We start from the raw sequence: 24724 nt of genomic DNA, 5'->3' as shown, positions 1-24724 counted from the left end.
GTTCAGTGAGCGGTTTGACATGCCGCGAGCAAACCATCGACCGGTTGAAAACGTACGTGCAGTTCGGCGCGCAGGACGCTTTGCATGTCCTGTTCGAAGACGCCGAGCCATGCGGATGCGTCGTCGGAAGACGCCTGATGCGCGCTGCGCATGCGCTGGAAATGCTTGCCGAGGAGCGCCGGCGCTTGCGCCAGCAGCGCGCGTTCGCGCGCGGCGAGCGCCTGTTCCATCACGGCATCGACAACGGCAAGACGCGCCATGCGCGTCGACTTCGCCGCCAGCGTCGCGCGCACGCGGGCGCGCAGCGCGCCGATCTCGGCTTCCATCGCCTGTTGCAGCGACAGATACCGTTGTCGGTAGACAGCGTACTCCACGGCCAGGTCAGGAGGCGGCGCCTGCACCGGCGCGCGTCGCCGGTGAGCGCCCGGAGCGTTGCCCTTGTCGCCGACGATGGCGCTGGTGAGCGACGCACGCACGCGCGCGCAGGCCGCTTCTTCCACGTCCGATGCGGATCGCACGCCGGGAATGGCGGGCGGATCGCCGCTAAGCGCGGTGGACAACGCGATCGCGTCGGTCCAGCCGAGCCACTGGCTCAGACGGTCCGACAGCGAGGAACCGGGTGCGTGAACATCGAGATCGGCGAAACGCGCGAGCAGGCGCACGAGCGCCGGCCCGCTGATCGCCGTGCGCGTGGGGGCTTGCACGATAACACCGCAGGCAAAAACCCGTTAGTTTACACGGTGACGGGCGTCTGCCTAGTTTCGAGGCGTTTTTGTCATTCTTTGCGGCTTCTCGACGCCCGCAGCCCGTATCGTTCAGACCGCGCGCTTGCTGCGCCTGAACTGGTCGAACAGCACGGCGAGCAACAGAATGCCGCCGCGAATGAGGTATTGATAGAACGTCGGGACGTTGAGCAGGCTCATCGCGTCCTGCACCGCGCCCATGATGAGCACGCCGACGAGCACGCCCGAGATCGTCGCGACGCCGCCCGTCAGCGACACGCCGCCCAGCACGCACGCGGAAATCACGCCGAGTTCGAGCCCGACCGATGTCTTCGGGTCGCCGAGACTCATGCGCGAGGCGAGCATGACGCCCGCGAAGCCGGTCACGAGCCCTTGCAGCACGAACACGGTGATCTTGATGCGCGTGACCGGCAGGCCCGCGAGCACGGCCGCCTCGCTATTGCCGCCGACGGCCAGCACGTTCTTGCCGAACACCGTCTTCTTCAGCAGGAAGCCGAATACGACGAAGCCGATGATGTTGCTCCAGATCGGATACGAGATGCCGAGGAACGAACCGCCGCCGAGATCGAAGAACCGCTCTTCGGAGATCATCACCGCGTCGCCGTTGGACGTGAGGAACGCGAGACCGCGCACCGCTTCCATCATCGCGAGCGTCGCGATCAGCGAATTGATCTTGAAGCGCGCGATCAGCACGCCGTTCACCAGTCCGACCGCGCCGCCCGCGAGAATGCCCGCCGCGACGCCGAGCATGACGCTATGCGTCGCGGTGATGACGGTCGATGCCATCACACCCGCGAACGCGACGATGGAGGCCACCGAGAGATCGACTTCGCCGAGCGCGAGCACGAACATCATCGTGACCGCGATGGAGCCGATCAGCGTCACCGAGAGCAGCAGCCCCTGAATATTGCGGGGCGTGAGAAAGCCCGGCACCGTGACGGAGAGCACCGCGAACAGCACCAGGAACACCACGACGATGCCCGACTTGTTGATGAGGTCCCACATGCGCGCCTGCGAGGGCGCAATGGGCGCTTGAGCATCGCTCGTGGAGGAAGTGCCTGGAGTTTGCATGGCTTGGCTCTAATTCGTTTCGTCTTTCCGGGGCCGCCGCTGGGGTCAGCAGTCAGCGGGGCAATGCGAGCTTGATCAGTTCGTCCGGCGTCGCCTGCGACTTGGGCAGCGCGCCGGCAATGCGTCCTTCTTTCATCACGATGATGCGATCCGACACGCCGATCACTTCGGCCAGATCGCTCGATACGAGAATCACCGTGCGTCCCGCTTCGGCGAGCTCATACAAAAGGTTATAGATCTCGGCACGCGCGCCGACATCGATGCCGCGCGTGGGCTCGTCCATCAGAAACACGTCGATGCGTTCCGCGAGCCAGCGCGAGAGAATCACCTTCTGCTGATTGCCGCCCGACAGCGTGCCGATAGCGGTTTCGCCGCTGCGCGTCTTGATCGCGAGCTTCGCGATGTATTCCTGCGCGAGCGCGCGCTCGCGGCGCGCATCCAGCAGAAAACGCGCGGGGCTGAAATGACGGCGCGCGCTGATATTGAGGTTGTCCGCCACGGACGCGATAGCGACGATGCCTTCCTGCTTGCGGTCTTCGGGGCACAGCGCGATGCCCGCGCGTACCGCATCGCGCGGGCTCGAAAACGCGACGCGCTTGCCCTTCAGCTCGACATGGCCTTCGCTCGCCTTCGTCGCGCCGTAGAGCAGCTTCATCAGTTCGGAACGCCCCGCGCCCACGAGACCGAAGAAGCCGAGAATCTCGCCGCGCCGCGCGCTGAACGAAACCGGCTCGGAAAGGCCTGGCCCGAGCAACCCCTTTGCCTCGATCATCACGTCGCCGGCTTCGCGCGAGCGATAACCATAGACGTCCGCGATCGAGCGGCCGACCATGCACGCAATCAACCTGTCGCGCGAAAGGCCCGCGACGGATTCGAAGGTCTCGATGCGCCGGCCATCGCGAAACACGGTCACGCGGTCGCACAGTTCATACACTTCGTCCATGCGATGCGTGACGTAGATGATCGCGCGTCCGTCGGCGCGAAGCGCGTCGATGATGCGGAACAGTTGCTTCGTCTCGCGCGCGGAGAGCGAGCTCGTCGGCTCGTCGAACGCGATCACGCGCGCATCGCGCATCAAGGCCTTGCCGATCTCGATCATCTGCCGCTGGCCGATGGAGAGGTTCTTCACCGGCGTGCGTGGATCGATCCGTTCGCCGAGTCGCTCCAGTTCGGCCATCGCGCGCTTGACGAGCGCGCGTTCGTCGAGCACGCCCGCGCGGTTCGGCAATTGCCCGAGCATCAGGTTCTCGGCCACCGTCAGTTCCGGCACGAGGTGCAGTTCCTGATAGATGATCGCGATGCCCGCGGCGATCGCCTCGCGCGTCGTCGTGAAGCGGTGTTCCGCGCCATTGAGCTTCAGCGTTCCCGCTTGCGGCTTGTTGACGCCTGAAAGCACCTTGAGCAAGGTGGATTTGCCCGCGCCGTTCTCGCCCATCAAGCCGTGCACTTCGCCCGCGCGCACCGACAGCGACACGCCGTCGAGCGCGCGCACGCCCGGGAAGCTCACGGTAATGCCGTCGAGTTCCAGGTATGCGCCGCGCTCGCCGTGCGCCGGGGCGAGGGTCACGTCGTCCGTCGTCGTATCCATGCGTGCTTAGATACCGAGTTCGCTACGCACGGACTTCCAGTTTTCACGCGTCATCAGCTTGCCGGTGGTTTGCGTGTCGGCGGGCGGCTGCTTGCCGCTGCGAATCCAGTCGACGAGATTCTGCGCGCTTTGCTTGCCGTGGTTGGTGGAGCTCACAGCAATCGTGCCGAAGAAGCCGGTTTGTTCCTTTTTCTGGAACTCGGCAAACGCTTCGCCCGCGCCGTTGATGCCCACGCCGATCACATCCGCCGAAGGAATATGCAGCTGTTCCGTGGCGCGCACTCCGCCCAGCACGGACTCTTCGTTCAGCGCGAAGATCACCCACTTCTTGATGTTCGGATGTTGCGCGAGCACCGGCGATGCCGCGTTGAAGCCGCCTTCATCGTCCGTGGTCTTCTGCGGCGCGTCGAAGATGTTTTCCTTCTTGAAGCCGTTCGCGACGAGCGACTGCGTGGCGCCATCGGTGCGCAGCTTCGCCGTCGGAAGTTCGTAGTCCGTAATACGCAGCGCGCCCACTTCTTCCGGCTTCCAGCCGCGGCGCTTCATTTCGCCGGCAATGGCGTCGCCGACCTGATTGCCGATCTTGAACGCCGACATGCCGAGGTGCGGCACATTCGAAAGCGGCTTGCCCGACGAATCGACGAGCTGGTCATCGACCGAAACGAACTTCATGTTGTAGCGCTTCGCGCGCGCGGCGATGGCCGGTCCCAGGCGCACGTCCGGCGCGCAGATTACGAAGCCCTGCGCGCCTTGCGCGCCGAGGTTGTCGATGGCGGCGAGCACTTTCTCGCCATCCGGCGTGCCGATATTCACCGACGTGAAGTTCTCTTTCTGTCCGAGCGCGGTCGATGCCTTCTGCTCGTTGATGAACCACGCCTGCTCCGGCATCTTCACGAGGAAGCCGATCTTGAGCGGCTCGTCGGCTTGCGCGGCGCCGTGGAGCGCGAAAGGCGCGACGCACATCGCGGCCATGATGGCGCGCAAGGTCAGGCGGCGAATTTGTTGGTTCATGACGTGTCTCCTTGGTCTGGCTTTTGTTGGTGAATGTCGTTTGATTTAGCGGCCAAATGGCTCGGTTTCTACGTGTTTGCCTAACAGAAATGCGTCCGCGACGAGCCTGAGCGGACGCACGTCCACGTCGCTTTCGCCCCGTTCGATCAGTTCGCGGAATCGCTCATACAGCGCCGGATACTCGCGCTCGGGACCGAGCGCAACCGCTTCGCCCGCGATCGACAGGCGCTTGCCGCCCTCGCGGATCGACAAACGGCCGCCGTCCGTATCGACATCGATGTCCCACTCCTCGACCGGGCCATGACGCCAGTCGAAGAACGCGCGCACCGGCGCGCCGTTCGTATCGACGCAATCGAGCTCGGCGGCGATGGGCGTTGCGGTATCGCGCGGAATGGTGAGCGTCGCCGCGCGCAATGCGATCTCGCGCGGCAGGATGCGCGTGACGATGGAAAGCGCGTTGATGCCCGGATCAAACACGCCGAGGCCGCCCGGCTCCCAGATCCATTGCTGGCCCGGATGCCAGCGTCGCACGTCTTCTTTCCAGCGTATTTCGACCGCGCGCACCGCGCCCGCTTCTTTCGATGCAAGCCACGCACGCGCCGGTTCGACGGCGCTCGCGGCGCGCGAATGCCAGCTTGCGAAGAGCGTGCGGCCATGCGTTTGCGCGATGTCTCTCAGTGCCTCGACCTCGCTCACGCTCGCGCCCGGCGGCTTTTCGAGCATCACATGCTTGCCCGCTTCGAGCGCGGCGCGTGCCTGCGCAAAGCGCACTTGCGGCGGCGCACAGAGCGATACCGCATCGAGCGACGGCTCGGCGGCGAGCAACGCGTCGAGGTCCGCATAATTGCGCACGCCGTCGACGCTCGCGTTGCGGCTCGCGCAGGCGACGAGTTCGAAGCCGGGCTGCGCGGCTATGGCCGGGAGATGCTGGTCGCGCGCAATCTTGCCGATCCCCGCGACGGCGAGTGTGTATGCCGATGTCATGCGTATCCTCGTGGTCAATGCGAGTGGCGTGGCACCGCTGCTCCGCGCTTGCCGACGAGGAAGTCCAGGTCGCAACCTTCGTCTGCCTGAAGAACATGATCGACGTAGAGGCGCTGATAACCGCCATCGCCATGCACGCGCGGCGGCACGTGACCGCTCATGCGGCTCGCCAGCTCTTCGTCGCTGATGTCGAGATGCAGCGTGCCCGCATCGCAATCGAGCTCGATCCAGTCGCCATCGCGCACGGCGGCAAGCGGACCACCCGCCGCCGCTTCCGGCGCGACGTGCAGCACCACCGTGCCGTATGCGGTGCCGCTCATGCGTGCATCGGAAATACGGACCATGTCCTTCACGCCCTGGCGCAACAGCTTCGGCGGCAAACCCATGTTGCCGACTTCGGCCATGCCGGGATAACCCTTCGGCCCGCAGTTCTTCATCACGAGCACGCAGTCCTTGTCCACATCGAGCGATTCGTCGACGATGCGCTCCTTATAGTGTTCGAGATTCTCGAACACGACCGCGCGTCCGCGGTGCTTGAGCAGCTCGGGCGTCGCTGCCGACGGTTTCAGCACCGCGCCGCGCGGCGCGAGATTGCCGCGCAACACGCGAATGCCGCCATCCTGAATGAGCGGGTTGCTCAGTTCGCGAATCACTTCATCGTTCGTATTGGGCGCGTTCTTCACGTTCTCCCAAAGCGATTTGCCATTCACCGTCAATGCGTCGGGATGCGGCAACAGGTTCGCTTCGCCCAGGCGCCTCAGCACGGCGGGCAGGCCGCCCGCGTAATAGAACTCTTCCATCAGGAAGCGGCCCGAGGGCATCAAGTCCACGATGGTCGGCGTGTCGCGACCGATGCGCGTCCAGTCTTCCAGTTCGAGCGGCACGCCGATACGGCCTGCAATCGCCTTCAGGTGGATGACTGCGTTCGTCGAGCCGCCGATAGCCGCGTTCGTGCGAATCGCGTTCTCGAATGCTTCGCGGGTCAGGATCTTCGACAACGTGAGGCCTTCGAGCGCCATCTCCACGATGCGAATGCCCGACATGTGCGCGAGCACGTAGCGGCGCGCATCGACAGCCGGGATCGCCGCGTTGTGCGGCAGCGAGGTGCCGAGCGCCTCGGCCATGCAGGCCATCGTGGAGGCGGTGCCCATCGTGTTGCACGTGCCCGCGGAACGCGACATGCCGCCTTCCGCCGAAAGAAATTGATGCAGGTCGATCTCGCCCGCCTTCAGCGATTCATGCAGTTGCCACACGGCCGTGCCCGAGCCGATGTCCTTGCCGTTGAGCTTGCCGTTCAGCATCGGCCCGCCCGTGACGACGATAGCCGGCACGTCGCAACTCGCCGCGCCCATCAAGAGCGCGGGCGTGGTCTTGTCGCAGCCGGTGAGCAGCACGACCGCATCGATGGGATTGCCGCGAATGGCTTCTTCCACGTCCATCGCCGCGAGATTGCGCGTGAGCATCGCGGTCGGGCGCAGATTCGATTCGCCATTGGAAAACACGGGGAATTCCACGGGAAAGCCGCCCGCCTCGTACACGCCGCGCTTCACGTGTTCGGCGATCTTGCGGAAGTGCGCATTGCACGGCGTGAGTTCAGACCATGTATTGCAGATGCCGATGACTGGCCTGCCGTCGAACTCGTGATCGGGAATCCCTTGATTCTTCATCCAGCTTCGGTACATGAAGCCGTTCTTGTCGGCGGTGCCGAACCATTCTTGGGAGCGCAGCTTGGGCTTCGATGCCGACATGTGTTTCGTCCTGGTTCATAACGCGATTGCCGCGAAGTCTATGAGGGCGCGTGATAATCTACTAATGAATTGTTCGACGCCACCGATACCCGAAACGGCATTCGTAGAAACCCCTAAAAATGTTGCTGAATTCGACCCCTTGGTACATCCGCAGCCGGCTCAAGACGCGGCAGTTGATGCTTGTCGTCGCGCTCGTGGAGGAAGGCAACATTCATCGCGCGGCGGCCGTGCTTCATATGACGCAACCGGCCGCGTCGAAGCTCTTGCGCGAACTGGAAGAAACGCTCGGCGTGACGCTTTTCGAGCGCGAACCGCGCGGCATGCGCGCCACGCTGTACGGCGAAGCCATCGTGCGTCACGCGCGCGCGGTGCTGGGCAGCCTCGATCAGGCGCAGGAAGAACTCGTCGCGTTGAAGACCGGCCGGCTCGGGCATGTGGCGATCGGCGCGATCACGTCGCCGGGCGTGCGGCTCTTGCCCGCCGCTGTCGCTTCAGTCAAGCGGCAGCACGCGGATATCCGCATCTCGGTCGAGATCGATACCAGCAACGTGCTGCTCGAGCGCCTCGCGCAGGACAAGCTGGATATCGTCATCGGAAGGCTTTCGGTCGAACACGACAAGCTGCGGCTTCGTTACGAACCGCTGACGGGCGAACCGGTGCGCGCGCTCGTGCGTGCCGGTCATCCGCTGCTGAACGCGCCGGCGTTGACGCTCGCCGACGTCCAGCCGTGCGAATGGCTCGTGCCGCCGGCGGGCAGCGTATTGCGGCATCGCTTCGAACTGATGTTTCAGCGCGCCAGTCTGCCGCCGCCGTCGAACGTGGTCGAGACGGCAGCAATTCTTTTCATCACGCGCCTCTTGGAGCAGAGCGACATGATCGCGGTGCTCGCGGAAGACGTGGCGCTTTACTATGCGCAGCACGGCATGGCCGCGGTGCTGCCCTTGCCGATGGAATGTCAGATGGACGACTTCGGCATCGTCACGCGCGCCGACCGTCTCTTTGCACCCGCCACGAGCGTGATGGTCGACGCCTTGCGCGCCACCGCCGCCGACGTGTACGAGAGCGCATCGCGCTAGGGTTTCGTCTTTCCGTCTGCCAGCGCTGTCACGATTGCATAGGCGGCTCGCACGCGATCCGCGTTCGGTATGTTCTTGTTGCCCAGCATGACGATGCCCACATGCTTCGCCGGAACGAAAGCGACGTACGCGCCAAAGCCGTTGGTCGAGCCGGTCTTGTTGATCCAGACGTCGTCGCGCGGCGCTTGCGGCGGGTCGATGCGCTCGGCGGCGTGGCCATCGACGATCATCGAGGGGCCGTTGCCATCGAGCAAGGCGGTCAGCGGCGCGGGATACGGATACTGTTCCCAGACGAGGTCTTGCGTCATCGGTCCCGACTGGAAGTACGCCGTATGCGTGGCCGTGATCGCGCTCTGCAGCGTGGCATCGACATGCGCGGCCTCATTCATGTTGGCTTGCAGGAAGCGCGTCATATCCTGCGCCGTCGATCGCACGCCGTACGCTTCGGACGAAAGCACGCCCGGATTCATGCGCACGGGCTTGCCGTCTTTGGCATAACCTTCGGCATAGTCGGCCATGCGAGCGGGTGGCACCTGCATATAACTATTGCTCATGCCCAGCTTCGCGAAGATGCGTTGCTCGATGAGCGTGTCGAAATCCTGCCCCATGCTTTTAGCCGTGGTGAGGCCGAGCGTGCCGATGCCCGGATTCGCATACGTCCTGTAAGTGCCGGGCGCATAGCGCGGTTTCCAGCCCTTGAAGTACTGCATGAGTTGCGCGTTGTCGTGGACTTCGTCGGGAACTTGCAAGGGCAAGCCGCCCGGCGTGTGCGTGCCTAGATTTAACAGCGTCACGTCGTCGCCGAATGCGGTGCCGCGCAACTCGGGCAAGTACTTGCCGACCGAATCGCTCAGTGAGAGATGCCCGGTCTCCTCTGCATACGATGCAAGCGTCGCGGTAAACGTCTTGCTGATCGATCCGAGTTCGAACAAGGTGTCGCGCGTAACGGGCGTGCCGCTTTCCTTGGAAGCCACGCCGTAATCGAAGACATAAGGCTTGCCTTCCACGACGATGCCTATTGCCATGCCCGCGATGCCGTCGCGCGCCATCAAGGGCATGACGGTCTCATCGACGATGTGCTTGATGTCATTACGGCCTATGTTCGCCGGCTGACTGAACGCAGACAAAGAGCAGGTGGAAAGAAGAGCCGCTGCGAGCAGCATTTTGAGTTTCACTGTTCAAGTCCTTCGCTTTTGGTACGGAAGCATACTGAATCTATTGGCCGAAGCGGCGCGCGCATGCCGTGGCGAGACTATCCGCCCTTTCCGCATCCGCCACAATCGAGCCTGATTCGCCGCCGCGTCATGCCTCCTTCTCAACGCGAGCAAGCGAAGAAACGTAAATTGATAGCACGCTAACGAATAAAACAATCGCTATAATCCCGGCCCATGACTCCCATTGATCTCCTGCGCCGGTCGGTCAGTAGCACGCTCGTGCTCGCAGCGCGCCGCTGGCGGCGTACGAGCCACGGCGTGCTCGCTTCGTATGGCGTATCGGAGGCGTGCGCGGTGCCGTTGCTCACCGCGAACCGGCTTGGCGAAGCGGTGCGGCAGGTCACGCTCGCCGAGCACGTCGGCATCGAAGGGCCGTCGCTCGTCAGATTGCTGGATCAATTATGCGCGGCCGGCCTCGTTCGGCGGGACGAAGATCCCGAGGACAAGCGCGCCAAGACCATCACGTTGACGGACGAGGGCCGCGCCGTGACCGCGCGCATGGAAGAGCGTCTCGTCTCGCTGCGCGCCCGCTTGCTCGAGGACGTGAGCCGCGAAGATCTGGAAACCACGCTGCGCGTGCTCAATGCATTCACGGCTTCTCATGCGTCGCTCGATGCACAGGCAGTCACGGCGGCGCTCGCGAGCAACAAAAGTCGGGCCGACGCGCCATGAAGTTCGCATCCGCACGCGAGTGGCTCTTCTCGGCCAAGACCTTCGCCGCCGCGATGATCGCGCTGTATATCGGCCTCGCGCTGGAACTGCCGCGTCCTTATTGGGCGATGGCCACGGTCTATATCGTCTCCAACCCGTTCGTCGGCGCCACGCGCTCCAAGGCGCTGTATCGCGCGCTCGGCACCGCAATCGGCGCGGCAGGCGCGGTGGTGATCGTGCCGCCCTTCGTGGAATCGCCGTTTCTATTCAGCGTGATCGTCGCGCTGTGGACAGGCACGCTGCTGTTCCTCTCGATGTTCGACCGCACGGCGCGCAGCTACGTCTTCCTCCTCGCGGGCTATACGTTGCCGATGATCGCGCTGCCGGCCGTGACGAATCCACCGGTCGTCTTCGATCTCGCCATCTCGCGCACCGAAGAGATTCTGCTCGGCATCGTGGTGGCGAGCATCGTGGGCAGCGTCGTTTTTCCGAGCCGTCTTGCGCCTACGCTCGTCGAACGCACCGATGCCTGGTTTCGCGACGCCGCGTTCTATGCGAGCGAAACGCTCTCCGGCCGGCTCGCGGGTGCCGCGATATCCGCGTCGCGTCAGCGGCTCGCCGCGACCGTCAACGGCCTCGAAGTGCTGTTGAGTCAACTCACGTACGATCACGCACGGCCCGATATCGTCCGGCGCGCGCGCGCGTTACAGGGCCGCATGCAAATCTTTCTGCCTCTGATTTCATCGCTGGCCGATCCGCTCATCGAACTGGTCGACAAGCGTGGCACGCATCCGCCAGGACTCAAAGCGTTGCTCGCGGACGTGGGCAAGTGGATGTCGCTTCCCGCGCCGCAGATTCACGACGCCGCCGAGTCCGATCGCGAGCCGAACGCGCTGCGCGAACGCATCGCAGCGATGCGGCCATCGGCGCAGGCGCTCGCGAGCGAAGACGGTGCGTTGCTGTCTAGCGCGCTGTGGCGTCTTTCGCAAGTCATCGACGTATGGCAGGACATTCGCACGCTGCGCGCCGCGATGCTACATGACGAACACGAGTGGCGTCCGCGCTTTCGGCACTGGCGGCTCGGCGGCACCGAGCGCTTTTTCGATCGCGGCATGATGCTGTTTTCGACGGGCGTCGCGGTCAGCGCGATCATCGTCGCGTGCGCCTTGTGGATCGAATCGGGCTGGGCGGACGGCGCGGGCGCGGTCACGCTCGCCGCCGTCGCGTGCTGCTTCTTCGCGGCGCTCGACGAACCCGCGCCGCAAGTGTTCGTCTTCTTTCTTGCGACCTGCATGAGCGTGGTGTTCGCGGGGCTTTACGTGTTCGCCGTGCTGCCGCACGTGCATGACTTTCCGATGCTCGTCGTCATCTTCGCGGGGCCGTTCCTCGTCGTCGGCACGTTGATTCCGCAGCCGCGCTTCACGCTCATCACCATGCTCGTCGCGGTGAATACGGCCACGTTCATCAGCATCCAGAGCGCCTACGAAGCCGACTTCTTCGTCTTTCTCAACAGCAATCTCGCGGGCGTGGCCGGGCTTCTGTTCGCGTTCGTGTGGACGCGCGTGACGCGGCCGTTCGGCTCGGAACTCGCGGTCGCGCGGCTCACGCGCTCGGCATGGCGCGATATCGTCGCGTGTTCTTCCACGGCGACGCTCGACGATCAGCGCAATCTCTACTCGCGCATGCTCGACCGCCTGATGCAAGTGCTGCCGCGCCAGGCCTTGACCGATTCGCACCGGCACCCGTCCATCGAAAGCTTCCGCGATTTTCGCGTCGCGCTGAATTCGCTCGATCTGCGGCGCGCGCATCGCAAGCTCGCCTCCGATATTCAGGCGTCGATCGACGAGGTGCTCGCAGGCGTGCGCGATTACTTCGGGCATTGCATCGAGCGGCGCGAACGTCAGCCCGTGCCGTCGACGCTCGTGCGCTCGATCGACCGCGCCGTCGCGCAGGTCGCGGCGCACACCATCGCGGAGGCGGAAAAGCACGGGCAGGCGGCATTGCCGGGGGAACGATTGTTGCGCGACACGCTGCATGCGCTCATCGGCGTGCGCTTGTCGCTGCATCCGCCCGCAACGGACACGCCGCCAGCCGCGCGTGGCGACGCGCCACGGGAAGAACCCGCCTGATGCTCACTCCATTCACATCACCGGACTCGCTCGCATGATCGGCGAAATCGACATTCTCGGCGTCTTCGTGCCGGCCGTTCTCGTGCTGATGTTCATCGCGTATCTGCTGAACCTCGTCATCCGCACCGTGCTCACGCGCGTGGGCTTTTATCGCTTCGTGTGGCATCGCTCCGTTTTCGATCTCGGCATCTATGTACTGGTGCTGGGGCTTGTCGTTATCGTTTCGCATCGGCTCATCACGTGAAAAAAACCTGGTTCTCCGTCGGGCAGATCCTGCTCACGCTCATCGTCGTCGCCATTGCAGCCGTCGTGTTGTGGAAGCTGGTCGATTACTACATGTTCGCGCCGTGGACGCGCGATGGCCACGTGCGCGCCGACGTCATCCAGGTCGCGCCCGACGTGTCCGGTCTCATCACCGATGTGAAGGTCGTCGATAACCAGCAGGTCAAGCGCGGCGACGTGCTCTTCGTCATCGATCGCGCGCGCTATACGCTCGCGCTGCGCAATGCCGAAGCCGCCGCGCAGCAGCGCCGCGCAACGCTCGATCAGGCGCGGCGCGAGGACGCGCGCAATCGCTCGCTCGGCAACCTCGTGGCGCGCGAAGTGGTCGAGGAAACGCACTCGCGCGTGGAACAGGCAACAGCCGCGCTCGCCGATGCCGAAGTCGCCATCGACACCGCGCGCCTCAACTTGCAACGAACGCAAATCCTGAGTCCGGTGGACGGCTATCTCAACGATCGCGCCCCGCGCATCGGCGAATTCGTCTCGGCGGGGCGCGCGGTGCTGTCCGTCGTCGATATGCACTCTTTCCGCGTCGATGGCTACTTCGAAGAGACGAAGCTGCACGGCATCGATATCGGGCAACCGGTCGATATCAAGGTGATGGGCGAGCCGAACCTGTTGCGCGGACATGTGCAGAGCATCGTCGCGGCCATCGAGGATCGCGACCGTCAACAGAGCTCGAGTCTGCTGCCGAACGTGAACCCCGCCTTCAGCTGGGTGCGGCTCGCGCAGCGCATTCCGGTGCGCGTGACGCTCGATGAAATCCCCGCCGACTTTCGCATGATCGCCGGGCGCACGGCCACCGTCTCGGTGCGCGGCGTCGGTCCCACCATCGGATCGCGTGCCGCGTCCGGCAACATGCCCGCGTCCGCGACGGCGCCCGCATCGCCGGTCGCCGCGCATGTGCCGGCTTCGGGTGCATCGCAATGAACCGCACTGCACGCATGAGAAGCCCGCGCCTCGGCCTGACCCTGCTCGCGTCGATGCTCGTGCTCGGCGGTTGCATGACGGTCGGCCCGGACTACAAGCTGCCCGAAGGCGCAGTGGTCAATGCGCCGTATGCGAACGCGCCCATCGACGGCGCGGATCAGGCGCCCGTCACGCAAGGCACGGCGCCTTCGAAATGGTGGCGTCTCTACGACGATCCCGCGCTCGACGAGCTCGTGAGCGAAGCGTTGATTTCTAACGCGGACATTCGCGTGGCTGCTGCGAACCTCGCGCGTTCGCGTGCCGAAGTCGAATTCGCAAACCGGCAAGGCGGCTTTTCCAGCCGCAGTTCCGTCGCGTTCCAGCGGGCGCAGGAATCGGCGGAACAGTACTTGTTGACCGAGAAGCTGCCGGTCGTGAACGAAGGCGCGCTGGAACTGAGCGTGTCGTATGAATTCGATCTCTTCGGCAAGCTGAAGCGCGGCGTGGAAGCCGCCCGCGCCGACGACGAAGCCGTCGAAGCCGCGGTCGATCTCGCGCGCATTACGGTGGTGGCCGATGTCGTGCGCGCGTATGTCGAATCGTGTTCGGCGGCTGAAGAACTACGCATCGCGCAGAAGTCGTTAGCACTCCAGAAGGAACGCGTGAGGCTCACGCAGCGCCTGCGCGAAGCGGGCCGCAGCAATCAATCCGAAGTCACGCGCGGTCAGACGCAATCCGAGACGCTTGCCGCCGACATTCCGCGCTTCGTCGCGCGCCGCCGCGTGGCGCAGTATCGGCTGGCGATGCTGCTCGCGCGCGCGCCGTCCGCGTTGCCGCCCGCCGCGCTCGCGTGCAGCAAGCTGCCGAAGCTGCGCGAGCCGATCCCTGCCGGCGACGGCGCGTCGCTCCTGAAGCGCCGTCCCGATGTGCGGCAAGCCGAGCGGCAACTGGCGGCATCGACCGCGCGCATCGGCGTGGCGACTGCGGCGCTGTATCCATCGGTGAGCTTCGGCGCGTCCGTCGGTTCCGTGGGCGTGGCTGAAGACCTGCTCGGCGCGACGACGAATCGCTGGGCGTTCGGGCCGCTCATCAACTGGAGCTTTCCGATCAACGGGCAACGCGCTCGCGTGGTGCAGGCCGAAGCCGCATCCGGCGGCGCGCTCGCGCACTTCGACGGCGTGGTGCTCAATGCGCTGCGCGAAACGCAAAGCAGTCTCGCGACGTATGCGTCGGATGCGACGCGTGCCGACAATCTGCGCACCGCGTACCGGTCGGCGGTGGAATCGGCCGATGAAACGCATCGCCTATATACGGCCGGGCGCGAGTCGTTCGTCGCGGACCTGGATGCCACGCGCACGCTGACGAGCGTCGCCGCGCAAGTGGCGGCGGCCGAGAGCCAGGTCGCGCAGGATCAGGTGAATCTGTTCCTCGCGCTCGGCGGCGGCTGGGAACGCGATGAAGACGTGGCGAACGCGCAGCGCAAGTAGTCGCCCGAGATTAACCGGCGAGCCCATCCGCCGGCTGCTTCGGCAAGCGCACTCGAAAGATCGCGAGCTTGCCCTCGCGAGGATAGCCATTCGAGAAGTTCAACTCGTGCAGATGCGAGTCCGCGATATACAGGTATCCGTTCGCGATAGCAAAGCCATCGGCCCATGAAAGTTTGCGGATGCTTGCCGACGAAGGTCTTCTGCGCGAGCGCCGGCTTGCCGTCACGCTCGACGACATCGAACGCAACGACGGTGCGGTTTTCCAGATCGCCGCCGTACAGCACGCCTGCGCCGCTCATGATGAGTCCGCCGGTCTCGGCGCCATCGCCGAGAAACTGCACGCGCTCTGAGAGTTCTTGCGCGGATAGCGACGCATCGACGAGCGCGGCCGTCGGCAGGCGCCAGTAGTGATGGTCGGTCAACGGCCGGTAATACAGCCACTCGCGATCCGGCGACAGCGCGATGCCATCGGTTTGCAGCACCAGCACGCCGCCATCCAGCTTGCGCGCGATGCGATCGCCGAACATCAGATGCTGGGTCGGGTCCGCGACGCTCGACCGGTCGCCCGCCAGCACGAGCCGCGATTCGCCGGCATCAAGGTTCGTCACGACGACGCCGCCTTGATTGCCCGCATTGCTGATAAATGCGTAGTTATGCTTATGATCGATGCGGATATCGTTCAGCGAGTCTTTCGGCGTGACGATCTTGCCGTAGTCGAACCGGCGCACGATCTTGCGCGTCGCGAGATCGAACTCGATGAGCTTCGGCGGCTGACGTGTCTGGTCGACGGACGCGAGCGATGAATCAAGCGCCCACAAGTGGTCGTGTTCATCGACCCACAACGCCTGCACCGAGATCCATTGATTCGAGCCGTCGTCGTCGGGCTTATAGACGTTCCAGCTTTCGTCGGGAAAGGGCGTCAGCGCGCCGGTCTTCGTATCCACTTCGACCATGCTGTAGCGCGACCGTTTGACCGATGCCGGCGCCGTGGCGAACACGCGCCCCTGCCGCGAGACGCCGATGCCGACGAGCCTGAAGTCATCGCCGAACGTGGCCACGGTTTCGAGGCGCGGTTCGCGTTCGGCCGCTTCGCTCGCGGGCAGACCGACGCTCAAGACACCGGCCATGCCTGCACCCAAAGACGCTAGAACATGCCGCCGCATGCGCTGCCGGGAATCGTTGTGACTCATTGCGCGTCCCTCGCCTCGCCGCTCCTCGCTTATGGTTTGTAAGCGATTAAAAAACGGTGGTTCACTGATGCTAGGTACGCGGCAAACGCCTGTCAAGCTGGCGTGCTCGTCGCAGGCCAGCTTCGATGCCTGGCTTACTGCGACATTGCACCGGACGCGGGATGGTCCTTGCTCATCGCATCGTGCTTCTTCATCTTGTCCTTGCTCATCGAGTCTTTCTTCATGCTCTCGTGCGACATAGCGTCCTTGCTCATCGAATCGTGCGACATCGCATCGTTGGACATCGCGCCGCTCGCCTGCGCGTGAGCCGCCGATGCACCGATTGCCAATGCCGCCGCGAACACTGCCGTCATCACTCGTTTCATTTCACTTCTCCTTGTTGGATCTGCGGACCTGCGTTGAAAACCTGCTCCGGCCGGACCGGATTCGAAAGCACGGCGGTCATGAACCGCCGAACCAGTTGTAGCCCTGGTCGACCCAATAGCCGCCGGGATACGTGTTAGTGACGAAGATTTCGACGATGTGCTTCGGGTTCTTGTAACCGAGCTTCGTCGGCATGCGCAGCTTCATCGGATAGCCGTATTTCGCGGGCAAACGCTCGCCGTCATACTCGAACGTGAGCAGCGTCTGCGGATGAAGGGCCGTGGGCATGTCGATGCTTTCGTAATAGTCGTCGGCGCAGCGAAAGCCGACGTACTTCGCAGTCGAGTCCGCGCCGACGCGCCGCAAGAATTCGCGGAACGGCGTGCCGCCCCAGCGCCCTATCGCGCTCCAGCCTTCCACGCAGATATGCCGCGTGATCTGCTCGGCGTGGGGCAACGCGTAGAGTTCCGGCAGCGTCCAGACGCGCTGGCCCGTCACGAGACCGCTCACCTTCAGCCGGTAGTCCGCGCCATTCACATGAGGCACGTCGTCGATGCCGTAGTACGCATTGAACGGAAAAGGCCGTGTGATCTGCGCCTCGCTGTAAGTGGGCGCGAGGCGAGTCGGGTCGAACAGCAACGCCTGCACGCGATCGTTCAGGCGTGAGACGGCGCCGAGAAACGTGTTGACGGAGTCTTCGTCGGTGATGGAACAGCCGGTCAACAGCGACAGCCCGCCGAGCGTGAGCATCCGCTTGCCGAAGAGGCGCCGCGACGGCATGGCGAGTTCGCGCGTCGCATCGGCGAGCACGGATGCGCGGTCGAGCGTGGCGATCTTTCTACTTTGAGTCTTCATGGCGTGGGTTTCCTTCGATCAACGACCGCGCAGCATGGTGAGTAGCGAACGCGGCACGAGCGCGACCATCACGACGTGCACGGCCACGAATGCGGCCATGACCGCCATCGCACAGAAGTGAACGACGCGCGCGTTGTCGTAGCCGCCCATCAGTTCACGCAGCAACGGAAACTGCACGGACTTCCAGATGGCAAGACCGGACAGCACCAGCACGATGAGATCCAGCACGACCACGAGGTACGCGAGCTTCTGCACCGCGTTGTACTCGCGCGGATTGTCGTGCGAGAGCTTGCCGCGCAGCGCCGCAACGAGGTCATGCACGACCGCGCGGGGCGATAACGGAAAGAACTTCGAGAAGAAGCGTCCGCTCGCGACATTCAGCGCGAGATACACGAGTCCGTTGAAGACGAGCAGCCACATCGCGGCGAAGTGCCACTGGAGCGCGCCGCCGAGCCAGCCGCCGAGCGTGATGGAAGGCGGAATGACGATGCGCGCGAAGACCGGCGATGCGTCGTAGATGCGCCAGCCCGAGAACATCATGATGAGCGCTGCCACGGCGTTGAGCCAGTGCGTGATGCGCAGCCACAGCGGATGAACCGGATGCTTGCGTTGCAGGCTCTCGGGCGGGGCGTCGAGTGTCGTGTCCATGATCGTGGCCGATAAGGGTGATGTACTCGTGAATTCGCTCGCCGCGTCGGCCCGGTTACAGGCCGCATCCAAAATTTTTTCGATGCGGGTTGCCGCTGCGCTGTAACCGCGCGCGCTTCGCAAGCGAACTAACGTACGCAAGCAACCACCCCCCAACGACGCATGCAATGAAAACGATTGGCGCAAAGGCAGCCGGCATTGCCGCTCGCCGTGGCTTCGGCTATTCTGAAACGCTCGATCTAAAACGCGATCGGGCTTACGCTGCGCTTGCTGTTTGCATCGCGCCGCGTTCGCTCGCATCGTCCTTCCGTCGCCTTGCCTTCACGGGACTCGCCTTGCATGACGCGGAACATCGCCTGAAGACACTCCTTAGCTCCGGCCTCGAAGGCGACCAGAACGCCTATCGCGGTTTTCTGCAGACGCTGACGCGGCATCTGCGCGGCTATTTGCGCAAGCGCATTCCGCAGCATCGCGATGACGTGGAAGACCTCGTGCAGGAGATCTTGCTGGCGGTGCACAATGCACGTCACACCTATCGCATGGAAGAACCGCTTACTGCATGGATTCATGCCATCGCGCGCTACAAGCTGATGGACTTCTTTCGCGCGCGTTCGCGTCACGAGTCGCTCAACGATCCCCTCGACGATCACGACGATCTCTTTGCCGTCACCGACGACGAGCCCACTCAAGCGCGTCACGACCTCGGCAAGCTCCTGGAGCAACTGCCGGACAAGCAGCGGCTGCCGATCGTGCACGTCAAGCTGGAAGGGTTGTCGGTCGCGCAGACCGCGCAACTCACGGGGCTCTCCGAATCCGCCGTGAAAGTGGGCGTGCATCGGGGACTCAAGGCGCTTGCCGCGCGCATTCGCGGCTTCAGAAGCGAGGAATCCGATGCGAACCGATGATCTGATCGATCTGCTCGCAGCCGGCGATGTGCGCGTCGATCGCGCGGCCGTCGCCCGCCGTTTCGCGCAGGCGCTGCCGCTCGGTTTCGTCGGCTCGGTGCTGTTGATGCTCGCGGTCTACGGTCTGCGCCGGGATCTGGCGAGCGTCGCGCAGACAGCCCTGTTCTGGGCCAAGGTCGCGTTTCCGCTATGCGTCGCGGTCGGCGCGCTGATCGCCGTGATGCGGCTGGGTCGGCCCGGCGTGCGCGGCGGTGTCGCGTGGCCGATCATCGTGCTGCCGTTTATCGCCGTGTGGCTGGCGGGCGCGCTCGTGCTCGGTCAGGCGACGCCCGCTGAACGCTTGCCGCTCGTGCTCGGGCAGTCGTGGCGCACGTGTCCGTTCAATATCGTGTTGCTCTCCGTGCCGACGTTTCCCGCAGCGTTGCTTGCCGCAAGAAGTCTCGCGCCCACTGATTTGCGCATGGCCGGCGCGGTGGCCGGCCTGCTGTCGAGCGGGCTCGCGACCATCGCCTATTGCCTGCATTGTCCGGAGATGAGCCCCGCGTTCTGGAGCGTCTGGTATGCCATCGGCATGCTGTTGCCGGCCGGCATCGGCGCATGGCTCGGGCCGCGCGTGCTGCGCTGGTAGCGCTAGCTCGCGCGGCGGACGCTCGCGCGGCGCCTGGTTGCGCCCAGCATGGCGAGCACCGGGCGCGCCGCGCCTTCGAGCAACTCTCGCCGCGGGTTGACCCGCGCCAGCACGCGCAAGCCCATGAGCGAAGCGAGCAAAGCCTTGGCGATATCGTCGGCCGATAAGGTCGCCGCGATGGTCCCGTCGTCCTGTCCCGCGCGCACGCAGCGCATGAAGAAGCCTTCGATCTCCTTGAGCACCGCGCTCAACGCGCGATGAATCTGACGGTCGTGCGGCGCAAGTTCGAGCGCCGAATTCACGACGAGACAGCCCTTGCGATGCGGATCGCGCACTGACAGTTCGATGATCTCGTCGAAGAACGCGAGAATCGCATCGCGCGGCGGCAGATGATGCTCGAAGCGCCGCACGCGGTCGCGAAAGCCGTGCTCCACATAGCGTTTCAGCGCGCGTTCGAAGAGCGCGCGCTTGTCGCCGAAAGCGTTGTAGAGACTGGCCGCCGTCAGACCCATCGTTGCCGCAAGATGGCGCACGGAGGTGGCTTCATATCCGCGCGACCAGAACTGCGCGGTGGCCGCATCGAGCGCGGCTTCCTCGTCGAATTCACGCGGACGCGGCATGATCGAACCTCTCCTTCAAGCCGTCTTCGGATAATTCGACGGGAACAACGCGCGGCGCGTCTCTTCGTCGTTGACCGTCTTGAACGCGTGCTGCTTGTTCAATGCGCGAGCGCGCGCGACGGCAGGGCGCGCGTCGATGGCGGCGAACCAACGCTGCAACTCGGGATACGCTGCAAGCGGCGCTTCGGTCGTCTTGAACACACGCGATGCTCGGTCGATCCAGCCCCACGCGGACATATCGGCAATGGTGAAGCTCTCGCCGACGATGTACTCCCGACCTGCGAGCCGATCGTTCAGCACCTGATAGTGCCGGTCCGCTTCGCGCCGATAACGGTTCACCGCATAGTCGAGACCTTCGGGCGCCGCATGCTGGAAATGCACGGCTTGGCCCGAAAACGGCCCGAGACCCGTGGCGATGAACATGAGCCACGACAAAAGCTGCGGCCGGTCTTCCGGCGTGCCAAGAAACTGGCCGGTCTTCTCCGCGAGATAGAGAAGGATGGCGGTCGAATCGAACACGACGGCTTCCTTGCCGCCCGGGCCTTCCGTATCGACGATGGCGGGCACCTTGCCGTTCGGGTTGATCGCGCGGAATGCGGGCGTATGCTGCTCGCCTTTGCTGGTGTCCACTGGCTTCAGTTCATAAGGCACGCCCGCTTCTTCGAGAAACAGCGCGACTTTTGCGGGGTTGGGCGTGGGGTGGAAGTAGAAGTGGATCATGCGAGCGCGCTCCGGTTTGGCAGGCGATCATTTTAGATCGCTCGCTCCAAAACGCGCAACGACGCCTGCTTCTCTTACGCGCAGAGCTTGCGCACGATAGACTCGATATCGACTTCTCCCTTCACGATGTCTTCGCTAGGTCCTTCGAAGTCGATCCATCCTTCATTGAAGCCGTCGAGCATGCGGATGCGCGGCATCGGATTCTTCATGCCCTGCTGCTCGAACATGTCGCGCCAACTCTCGCGCGGCACGGCTTGCGCGGTGACCGGCTTGCCGAGCACGGCCGAGAACGCCGCAGCGATATCGCGCGGGCTGACGCGTTGCGGGCCTTCGAGTTCGATGATCCGCGTGCCGTGCGAGTCGTCCATAAGCAACCGCGCGGCGGTTCTGCCGACGTCGTCAGTAGCAACCATCGGAATCGCGCGATCCAGCGGTTGCAGGAACGAATGAACGACACCTTCTTCGCGGGCCGACTGCACGTCCCATGCGCTGTTCTCCATGAACCAGCCGGGGCGCAGGAAGGTCACGGGTATCGGCTGCGCGATGAGCGCGTCTTGCAGCAACGTATGCTGCGTGAGCAGATTCGTTTCTTTCGCCTGCGCGCCGATGGTCGACAGGCACACGATCTTGCGCGGCTTTGCACGCCGCACCGCAGAGACGACGGCTTCGATGACTTCACACGTTTCCGGAAAGCCAGGCGACGGATCGAACTGCGGCGGCAGCAGAATGAATACGCCATGCGCGCCTTCGAATGCCTGCGCCAGCGCGTTCGCATCGTTCATGCGCGCGTTCGCGACCTCGCAGCCACGCGCCGCCCACGGCTCGCCCTTCTTTGCATCGCGCACGACCGCGCGAACGCTTTGTCCCGCTTGCAGCAGCGCATCGGCGAGCGCGCCGCCCACTTGTCCGCTGATACCCGTGATGGCGTACATGTTTGCTTCCTCCTTGCGCATCGGTTGATGTCTTGTTCGACGACTCGCATGGTAGGCGGCGGCCCGCGCCGGTGAAATGCCGTGAGCGTCATTACATTGATAACGCGGCAGCACGAATGAAAAAGCCCCGCTCGCAAAAGGGCCGCAAAACAAGGCCGCGAACGGGGCTTCGACACTACAGGGACGACGCGTGCTTCAGGTCACCGGCGCCGGATTGAACAGCACGAGCGCGTTGTGCAGCTTCAGCTTCTCGGCGCGCGTTTGCTTGCGCCCGCTCGCGACATCGAGCATCAGACGGAACAGTTCCCAGCCCACGTCCGCGATGCTCGCCTCACCCGTCGCGATGGTCCCGGCATTCACGTCCATCAGGTCGTGCCAGCGGCGCGCGAGATCCGAGCGCGTCGCGACCTTGATGACCGGCACTTCCGCGAGACTGTACGGCGTGCCGCGCCCTGTCGTGAAGACATGCAGATTAATGCCCGCGGCCAGTTGCAGCGTGCCGCAGATGAAGTCGCTCGCGGGCGTCGCCGCGTAGATCAAGCCCTTCTGCTTGACCTTCTCGCCCGGCGACAGCACGCCCGAAATGGTCGAGCTGCCCGACTTCACGATGGACCCCATCGCCTTCTCGACGATGTTCGACAAGCCGCCCTTCTTGTTGCCGGGTGTCGTGTTCGCGCTGCGATCCGCGCCGCCGCGCTTCAGATAATCGTCGTACCACTTCATCTCGCGGATGATGGCCGCAGCCACTTCGCCATTCGCCGCGCGCGCCGTGAGTTGCGCGACGCCGTCACGCACTTCGGTCACTTCCGAGAACATCACGGTCGCGCCCGCGCGCACGAGCAGGTCCGTCGCGAAGCCGACCGCCGGGTTCGCCGTGAGACCCGAGAACGCATCGCTGCCGCCGCACTGCACGCCGACGACGAGGTCGGATGCCGGACACGTCTCTCGGCGGCGATTGTTGAGCCGCTTCAGATGCGTCTCGGCCATGAGCATGATGGAGTCGATCATCGACTGGAAGCCGACGTGTCCCTCGTCCTGCAACACGACCGCACCGCCGTTCGCCTCGCTTTCCATGTCGCCGATATCGGCAATGGCGTCGTCGAGCGCGGCGGCCGCGATCGGTATGGTGCCGGGCGGCATCAGGCGTTCGGGCTGGAGCTTTTCGCAGCCGAGGCTCACCATCATCACTTCGCCGCCGAAGTTCGGGTTCAGCGCGATGTTGCGCACGGTGCGGATGGGCACCATCGCGTCCGGCGCTTCGATGGCGACGCCGCAGCCGTACGAGTGGCCGAGGCTCACGACATCATCGACATTCGGGTAGCGCGGCAGCAGTTCCGCCTTGATGCGGTCGACCGCGTGCTGCACGACATCCGCCACGCACTGCACGGTGGTCGTGATCGCGAGGATGTTGCGCGTGCCCACGCTGCCGTCCGCATTGCGATACCCCTCGAACGTGAAGCCTTCGAGCGGCGAGGTATCGGGCGCCTTGATAGTCGCGATGGGCAGATCGTCGAGCTCGGGCGGCGTCGGCATGCGCAATACGTGCTCGTTGATCCAGCTACCTTTGGGCAGGTCCTTCAGCGCATAACCGATGACCACGTTGTAGCGGATCACGGCATCGCCTTCCGCAAGATCGGTGAGCGCCACCTTGTGACCTTGCGGCACCCGTTCGCGCAGCACGAGGCCATCGGCGAACGTCGCGCCTTCGCCGAGCCCTCCGTCGTTCACGACGATCGCCACGTTGTCTTCCGGGTGCACGCGTATATAGAGCGGCGGCTGATTCATTTTCGATGATCCCTGATGCATGACGGCCCGCGCCGTCTTAGAGTTATGTCATCCTACAACACATCGTCGCGCTTTGGCTCGGTGTATACCCGCAAATTAGGTCGCATCGAAGTAGATCAGTTGCCGACGGCGCGGGCATGTTGTACGATGACCTATAAGCGCTGCATTCGCCGGACGCTGCCAAACGAGACATAGATCATGACGACACCGCAAGAACTCAAGCAAATCGTATCCGAGGGCCTGCTCTCTTTCCCCGTGACCGACTTCGACGCGCAAGGCAACTTTCGCGCCGACACGTATGCGGAACGTCTCGAATGGCTGGCGCCGTACGGTGCGTCCGCGCTGTTCGTCGCCGGCGGCACGGGCGAGTTCTTCTCGCTGACGCAGCCTGAATATTCGCAGATCGTGCGCACGGCCACCGAAGTTTGCAAAGGCAAGGTGCCGATTCTCGCGGGCGCGGGCGGCCCGACGCGCACGGCTATCGCTTTCGCGCAGGAAGCCGAGAAGAACGGCGCGCAAGGCATTCTGCTGATGCCGCACTATCTGACGGAAGCCTCGCAGGAAGGCATCGCGGCGCACGCCGAACAGGTCTGCAAGGCCGTGCCGAACCTGGGCGTCATCATCTATAACCGCGCGAATTCGAAGCTCAACGCCGACATGCTGGAGCGTCTCGCGGATCGCTGCCCGAACCTCATCGGCTTCAAGGACGGTGTCGGCGAGATCGAAGCGATGGTGACCATTCGCCGCCGTCTCGGCGACCGCTTCTCGTATCTCGGCGGCCTGCCGACCGCGGAAGTCTACGCGGCGGCGTACAAGGCGCTGGGCGTGCCCGTGTACTCGTCGGCGGTATTCAACTTCATCCCGAAGACGGCGATGCAGTTCTACCGCGCCATCGCGGCGAACGACCACGAGACCACCGGCAAGCTGATCGACGAATTCTTCCTGCCGTATCTGGCCATTCGCAATCGTCGTCCGGGCTATGCCGTGAGTATCGTGAAGGCCGGCGCGAAGCTCGTCGGACACGATGCCGGTCCGGTGCGCGCGCCGCTCACGGATCTGACCGACGAAGAAATGAGCCAGCTCGATGCATTGATCAAAAAGCTCGGCGCGCAGTAACGCGCGTTCGCTTCGACAACACGCCCCGAGCGCCGGATCTTGTGCGGCGCTCGGGGCGTTTTGACTGGC

The 24724-nt window shown here is 64.1% G+C and carries 24 protein-coding genes; 9 read left to right on the top strand and 15 right to left on the bottom strand.

From position 1 onward, the window contains the following. Window positions 1–2 precede the first annotated feature (2 nt). The 6 genes from HWX53_RS25340 to HWX53_RS25315 form a co-directional block, all read right to left on the bottom strand. On the bottom strand, window positions 3–707 hold the full coding sequence (locus HWX53_RS25340) for a DUF3348 domain-containing protein (protein ID WP_175946242.1): 705 nt from the start codon (window positions 705–707) through the stop codon (window positions 3–5). 108 nt (window positions 708–815) lie between these two features. After that, window positions 816–1814, bottom strand: coding sequence for an L-arabinose ABC transporter permease AraH (gene araH, locus HWX53_RS25335; protein ID WP_175946006.1), 999 nt, complete (start codon window positions 1812–1814; stop codon window positions 816–818). 52 nt (window positions 1815–1866) lie between these two features. Then, window positions 1867–3402 carry an L-arabinose ABC transporter ATP-binding protein AraG gene (araG, locus tag HWX53_RS25330; RefSeq protein WP_244140265.1) on the bottom strand — a complete coding sequence of 512 codons (1536 nt, stop codon included), beginning with the start codon at window positions 3400–3402 and terminating at the stop codon, window positions 1867–1869. A 6-nt stretch (window positions 3403–3408) separates the two neighbouring features. Further along, the gene (locus HWX53_RS25325) at window positions 3409–4413 is read right to left on the bottom strand and encodes an arabinose ABC transporter substrate-binding protein (RefSeq protein WP_175946004.1); all 1005 of its coding nucleotides are present in this window, start codon (window positions 4411–4413) and stop codon (window positions 3409–3411) included. A gap of 45 nt (window positions 4414–4458) precedes the next feature. After that, window positions 4459–5397 carry a Gfo/Idh/MocA family oxidoreductase gene (locus HWX53_RS25320; protein WP_175946002.1) on the bottom strand — a complete coding sequence of 313 codons (939 nt, stop codon included), beginning with the start codon at window positions 5395–5397 and terminating at the stop codon, window positions 4459–4461. Between the two features lie 14 nt (window positions 5398–5411). Continuing rightward, window positions 5412–7145 (bottom strand): IlvD/Edd family dehydratase, encoded by a 1734-nt coding sequence (locus tag HWX53_RS25315; protein WP_175946000.1) that lies wholly within the window; start codon window positions 7143–7145, stop codon window positions 5412–5414. A 119-nt stretch (window positions 7146–7264) separates the two neighbouring features. On the opposite strand from HWX53_RS25315, the gene HWX53_RS25310 reads away from it, so the two are divergent. Beyond that, window positions 7265–8221 carry a LysR substrate-binding domain-containing protein gene (locus HWX53_RS25310; RefSeq protein WP_175945997.1) on the top strand — a complete coding sequence of 319 codons (957 nt, stop codon included), beginning with the start codon at window positions 7265–7267 and terminating at the stop codon, window positions 8219–8221. On the opposite strand, the gene ampC is transcribed toward HWX53_RS25310, so the two are convergent. Beyond that, complete coding sequence (ampC, locus tag HWX53_RS25305) at window positions 8218–9384, bottom strand: class C beta-lactamase (protein WP_175946238.1); 1167 nt, start codon at window positions 9382–9384, stop codon at window positions 8218–8220. The two genes, HWX53_RS25310 and ampC, sit on opposite strands and share 4 nt — an antisense overlap. 225 nt (window positions 9385–9609) lie before the next feature. Here ampC and HWX53_RS25300 point away from each other — a divergent pair, with 225 nt between their 5' ends. The 5 genes from HWX53_RS25300 to HWX53_RS25280 are packed head-to-tail and all read left to right on the top strand — an operon-like array spanning window position 9610 to window position 14893. Beyond that, window positions 9610–10107, top strand: coding sequence for a MarR family transcriptional regulator (locus HWX53_RS25300; protein ID WP_175945995.1), 498 nt, complete (start codon window positions 9610–9612; stop codon window positions 10105–10107). Further along, window positions 10104–12215 carry an FUSC family protein gene (locus HWX53_RS25295; protein ID WP_175945993.1) on the top strand — a complete coding sequence of 704 codons (2112 nt, stop codon included), beginning with the start codon at window positions 10104–10106 and terminating at the stop codon, window positions 12213–12215. The genes HWX53_RS25300 and HWX53_RS25295 overlap by 4 nt, the downstream gene beginning before the upstream one ends. 34 nt (window positions 12216–12249) lie before the next feature. Beyond that, window positions 12250–12459, top strand: a complete 210-nt coding sequence (locus tag HWX53_RS25290; protein WP_175945991.1) for a DUF1656 domain-containing protein — start codon at window positions 12250–12252, stop codon at window positions 12457–12459. After that, complete coding sequence (locus HWX53_RS25285; protein WP_175945989.1) at window positions 12456–13427, top strand: HlyD family secretion protein; 972 nt, start codon at window positions 12456–12458, stop codon at window positions 13425–13427. Before HWX53_RS25290 ends, HWX53_RS25285 begins: the two co-directional genes overlap by 4 nt. Window positions 13428–13441: 14 nt before the next feature. Beyond that, window positions 13442–14893 carry an efflux transporter outer membrane subunit gene (locus tag HWX53_RS25280; RefSeq protein ID WP_175945987.1) on the top strand — a complete coding sequence of 484 codons (1452 nt, stop codon included), beginning with the start codon at window positions 13442–13444 and terminating at the stop codon, window positions 14891–14893. Here HWX53_RS25280 and HWX53_RS25275 read toward each other — a convergent pair. From HWX53_RS25275 to HWX53_RS25260, 4 genes are all read right to left on the bottom strand, one after another. Continuing rightward, window positions 14818–16020: an L-dopachrome tautomerase-related protein gene (locus HWX53_RS25275; RefSeq protein WP_175945985.1), complete on the bottom strand. Its 1203-nt coding sequence runs from the start codon at window positions 16018–16020 to the stop codon at window positions 14818–14820. The two genes, HWX53_RS25280 and HWX53_RS25275, sit on opposite strands and share 76 nt — an antisense overlap. A gap of 197 nt (window positions 16021–16217) precedes the next feature. Next, complete coding sequence (locus HWX53_RS25270) at window positions 16218–16448, bottom strand: pentapeptide MXKDX repeat protein (protein ID WP_175945982.1); 231 nt, start codon at window positions 16446–16448, stop codon at window positions 16218–16220. 76 nt (window positions 16449–16524) lie between these two features. Further along, complete coding sequence (locus HWX53_RS25265) at window positions 16525–17301, bottom strand: molybdopterin-dependent oxidoreductase (RefSeq protein ID WP_175945980.1); 777 nt, start codon at window positions 17299–17301, stop codon at window positions 16525–16527. 18 nt (window positions 17302–17319) lie between these two features. Further along, window positions 17320–17949: a cytochrome b/b6 domain-containing protein gene (locus HWX53_RS25260; RefSeq protein WP_175945978.1), complete on the bottom strand. Its 630-nt coding sequence runs from the start codon at window positions 17947–17949 to the stop codon at window positions 17320–17322. Between the two features lie 335 nt (window positions 17950–18284). On the opposite strand from HWX53_RS25260, the gene HWX53_RS25255 reads away from it, so the two are divergent. Further along, window positions 18285–18854, top strand: coding sequence for a sigma-70 family RNA polymerase sigma factor (locus HWX53_RS25255; protein WP_175946236.1), 570 nt, complete (start codon window positions 18285–18287; stop codon window positions 18852–18854). Next, window positions 18841–19482, top strand: a complete 642-nt coding sequence (locus HWX53_RS25250) for a DUF1109 domain-containing protein (protein ID WP_175945976.1) — start codon at window positions 18841–18843, stop codon at window positions 19480–19482. Before HWX53_RS25255 ends, HWX53_RS25250 begins: the two co-directional genes overlap by 14 nt. 2 nt (window positions 19483–19484) lie before the next feature. On the opposite strand, the gene HWX53_RS25245 is transcribed toward HWX53_RS25250, so the two are convergent. The 4 genes from HWX53_RS25245 to garD form a co-directional block, all read right to left on the bottom strand. Then, complete coding sequence (locus HWX53_RS25245; RefSeq protein WP_175945974.1) at window positions 19485–20102, bottom strand: TetR/AcrR family transcriptional regulator; 618 nt, start codon at window positions 20100–20102, stop codon at window positions 19485–19487. A gap of 15 nt (window positions 20103–20117) precedes the next feature. After that, complete coding sequence (locus HWX53_RS25240; protein WP_175945972.1) at window positions 20118–20822, bottom strand: glutathione S-transferase N-terminal domain-containing protein; 705 nt, start codon at window positions 20820–20822, stop codon at window positions 20118–20120. A 74-nt stretch (window positions 20823–20896) separates the two neighbouring features. Continuing rightward, window positions 20897–21754, bottom strand: a complete 858-nt coding sequence (locus HWX53_RS25235; RefSeq protein WP_175945970.1) for an NmrA family NAD(P)-binding protein — start codon at window positions 21752–21754, stop codon at window positions 20897–20899. A 195-nt stretch (window positions 21755–21949) separates the two neighbouring features. Beyond that, window positions 21950–23539 carry a galactarate dehydratase gene (garD, locus tag HWX53_RS25230; RefSeq protein WP_175945968.1) on the bottom strand — a complete coding sequence of 530 codons (1590 nt, stop codon included), beginning with the start codon at window positions 23537–23539 and terminating at the stop codon, window positions 21950–21952. A 198-nt stretch (window positions 23540–23737) separates the two neighbouring features. On the opposite strand from garD, the gene kdgD reads away from it, so the two are divergent. Further along, a complete protein-coding gene (gene kdgD, locus HWX53_RS25225; RefSeq protein WP_175945966.1) occupies window positions 23738–24655 on the top strand; it encodes a 5-dehydro-4-deoxyglucarate dehydratase in 918 nt (305 codons plus the stop codon). Window positions 24656–24724: the final 69 nt, after the last annotated feature.

Source organism: Caballeronia sp. BCC1704 (assembly GCF_902833455.1).
Lineage (GTDB): Bacteria > Pseudomonadota > Gammaproteobacteria > Burkholderiales > Burkholderiaceae > Caballeronia.
The sequence above is the reverse complement of the archived record's forward strand: the minus strand, read 5'-3'. Positions and strand labels throughout refer to the sequence as shown.

What these genes read in the sequence shown, in the direction of transcription:
- HWX53_RS25320 (WP_175946002.1), bottom strand. Translation starts at nt 5,397, where the DNA reads ATGACATCGGCATACACACTCGCCGTCGCGGGGATCGGCAAGATTGCG.
- HWX53_RS25240 (WP_175945972.1), bottom strand. Translation starts at nt 20,822, where the DNA reads ATGATCCACTTCTACTTCCACCCCACGCCCAACCCCGCAAAAGTCGCG.
- HWX53_RS25280 (WP_175945987.1), top strand. Translation starts at nt 13,442, where the DNA reads ATGAGAAGCCCGCGCCTCGGCCTGACCCTGCTCGCGTCGATGCTCGTG.
- araG (WP_244140265.1), bottom strand. Translation starts at nt 3,402, where the DNA reads ATGGATACGACGACGGACGACGTGACCCTCGCCCCGGCGCACGGCGAG.
- kdgD (WP_175945966.1), top strand. Translation starts at nt 23,738, where the DNA reads ATGACGACACCGCAAGAACTCAAGCAAATCGTATCCGAGGGCCTGCTC.
- HWX53_RS25245 (WP_175945974.1), bottom strand. Translation starts at nt 20,102, where the DNA reads ATGCCGCGTCCGCGTGAATTCGACGAGGAAGCCGCGCTCGATGCGGCC.
- HWX53_RS25300 (WP_175945995.1), top strand. Translation starts at nt 9,610, where the DNA reads ATGACTCCCATTGATCTCCTGCGCCGGTCGGTCAGTAGCACGCTCGTG.
- araH (WP_175946006.1), bottom strand. Translation starts at nt 1,814, where the DNA reads ATGCAAACTCCAGGCACTTCCTCCACGAGCGATGCTCAAGCGCCCATT.
- ampC (WP_175946238.1), bottom strand. Translation starts at nt 9,384, where the DNA reads ATGCTGCTCGCAGCGGCTCTTCTTTCCACCTGCTCTTTGTCTGCGTTC.
- HWX53_RS25290 (WP_175945991.1), top strand. Translation starts at nt 12,250, where the DNA reads ATGATCGGCGAAATCGACATTCTCGGCGTCTTCGTGCCGGCCGTTCTC.
- HWX53_RS25275 (WP_175945985.1), bottom strand. Translation starts at nt 16,020, where the DNA reads ATGGCCGGTGTCTTGAGCGTCGGTCTGCCCGCGAGCGAAGCGGCCGAA.
- HWX53_RS25260 (WP_175945978.1), bottom strand. Translation starts at nt 17,949, where the DNA reads ATGGACACGACACTCGACGCCCCGCCCGAGAGCCTGCAACGCAAGCAT.
- HWX53_RS25250 (WP_175945976.1), top strand. Translation starts at nt 18,841, where the DNA reads ATGCGAACCGATGATCTGATCGATCTGCTCGCAGCCGGCGATGTGCGC.
- HWX53_RS25265 (WP_175945980.1), bottom strand. Translation starts at nt 17,301, where the DNA reads ATGAAGACTCAAAGTAGAAAGATCGCCACGCTCGACCGCGCATCCGTG.
- HWX53_RS25325 (WP_175946004.1), bottom strand. Translation starts at nt 4,413, where the DNA reads ATGAACCAACAAATTCGCCGCCTGACCTTGCGCGCCATCATGGCCGCG.
- HWX53_RS25235 (WP_175945970.1), bottom strand. Translation starts at nt 21,754, where the DNA reads ATGTACGCCATCACGGGTATCAGCGGACAAGTGGGCGGCGCGCTCGCC.
- HWX53_RS25315 (WP_175946000.1), bottom strand. Translation starts at nt 7,145, where the DNA reads ATGTCGGCATCGAAGCCCAAGCTGCGCTCCCAAGAATGGTTCGGCACC.
- garD (WP_175945968.1), bottom strand. Translation starts at nt 23,539, where the DNA reads ATGAATCAGCCGCCGCTCTATATACGCGTGCACCCGGAAGACAACGTG.
- HWX53_RS25310 (WP_175945997.1), top strand. Translation starts at nt 7,265, where the DNA reads ATGTTGCTGAATTCGACCCCTTGGTACATCCGCAGCCGGCTCAAGACG.
- HWX53_RS25270 (WP_175945982.1), bottom strand. Translation starts at nt 16,448, where the DNA reads ATGAAACGAGTGATGACGGCAGTGTTCGCGGCGGCATTGGCAATCGGT.
- HWX53_RS25295 (WP_175945993.1), top strand. Translation starts at nt 10,104, where the DNA reads ATGAAGTTCGCATCCGCACGCGAGTGGCTCTTCTCGGCCAAGACCTTC.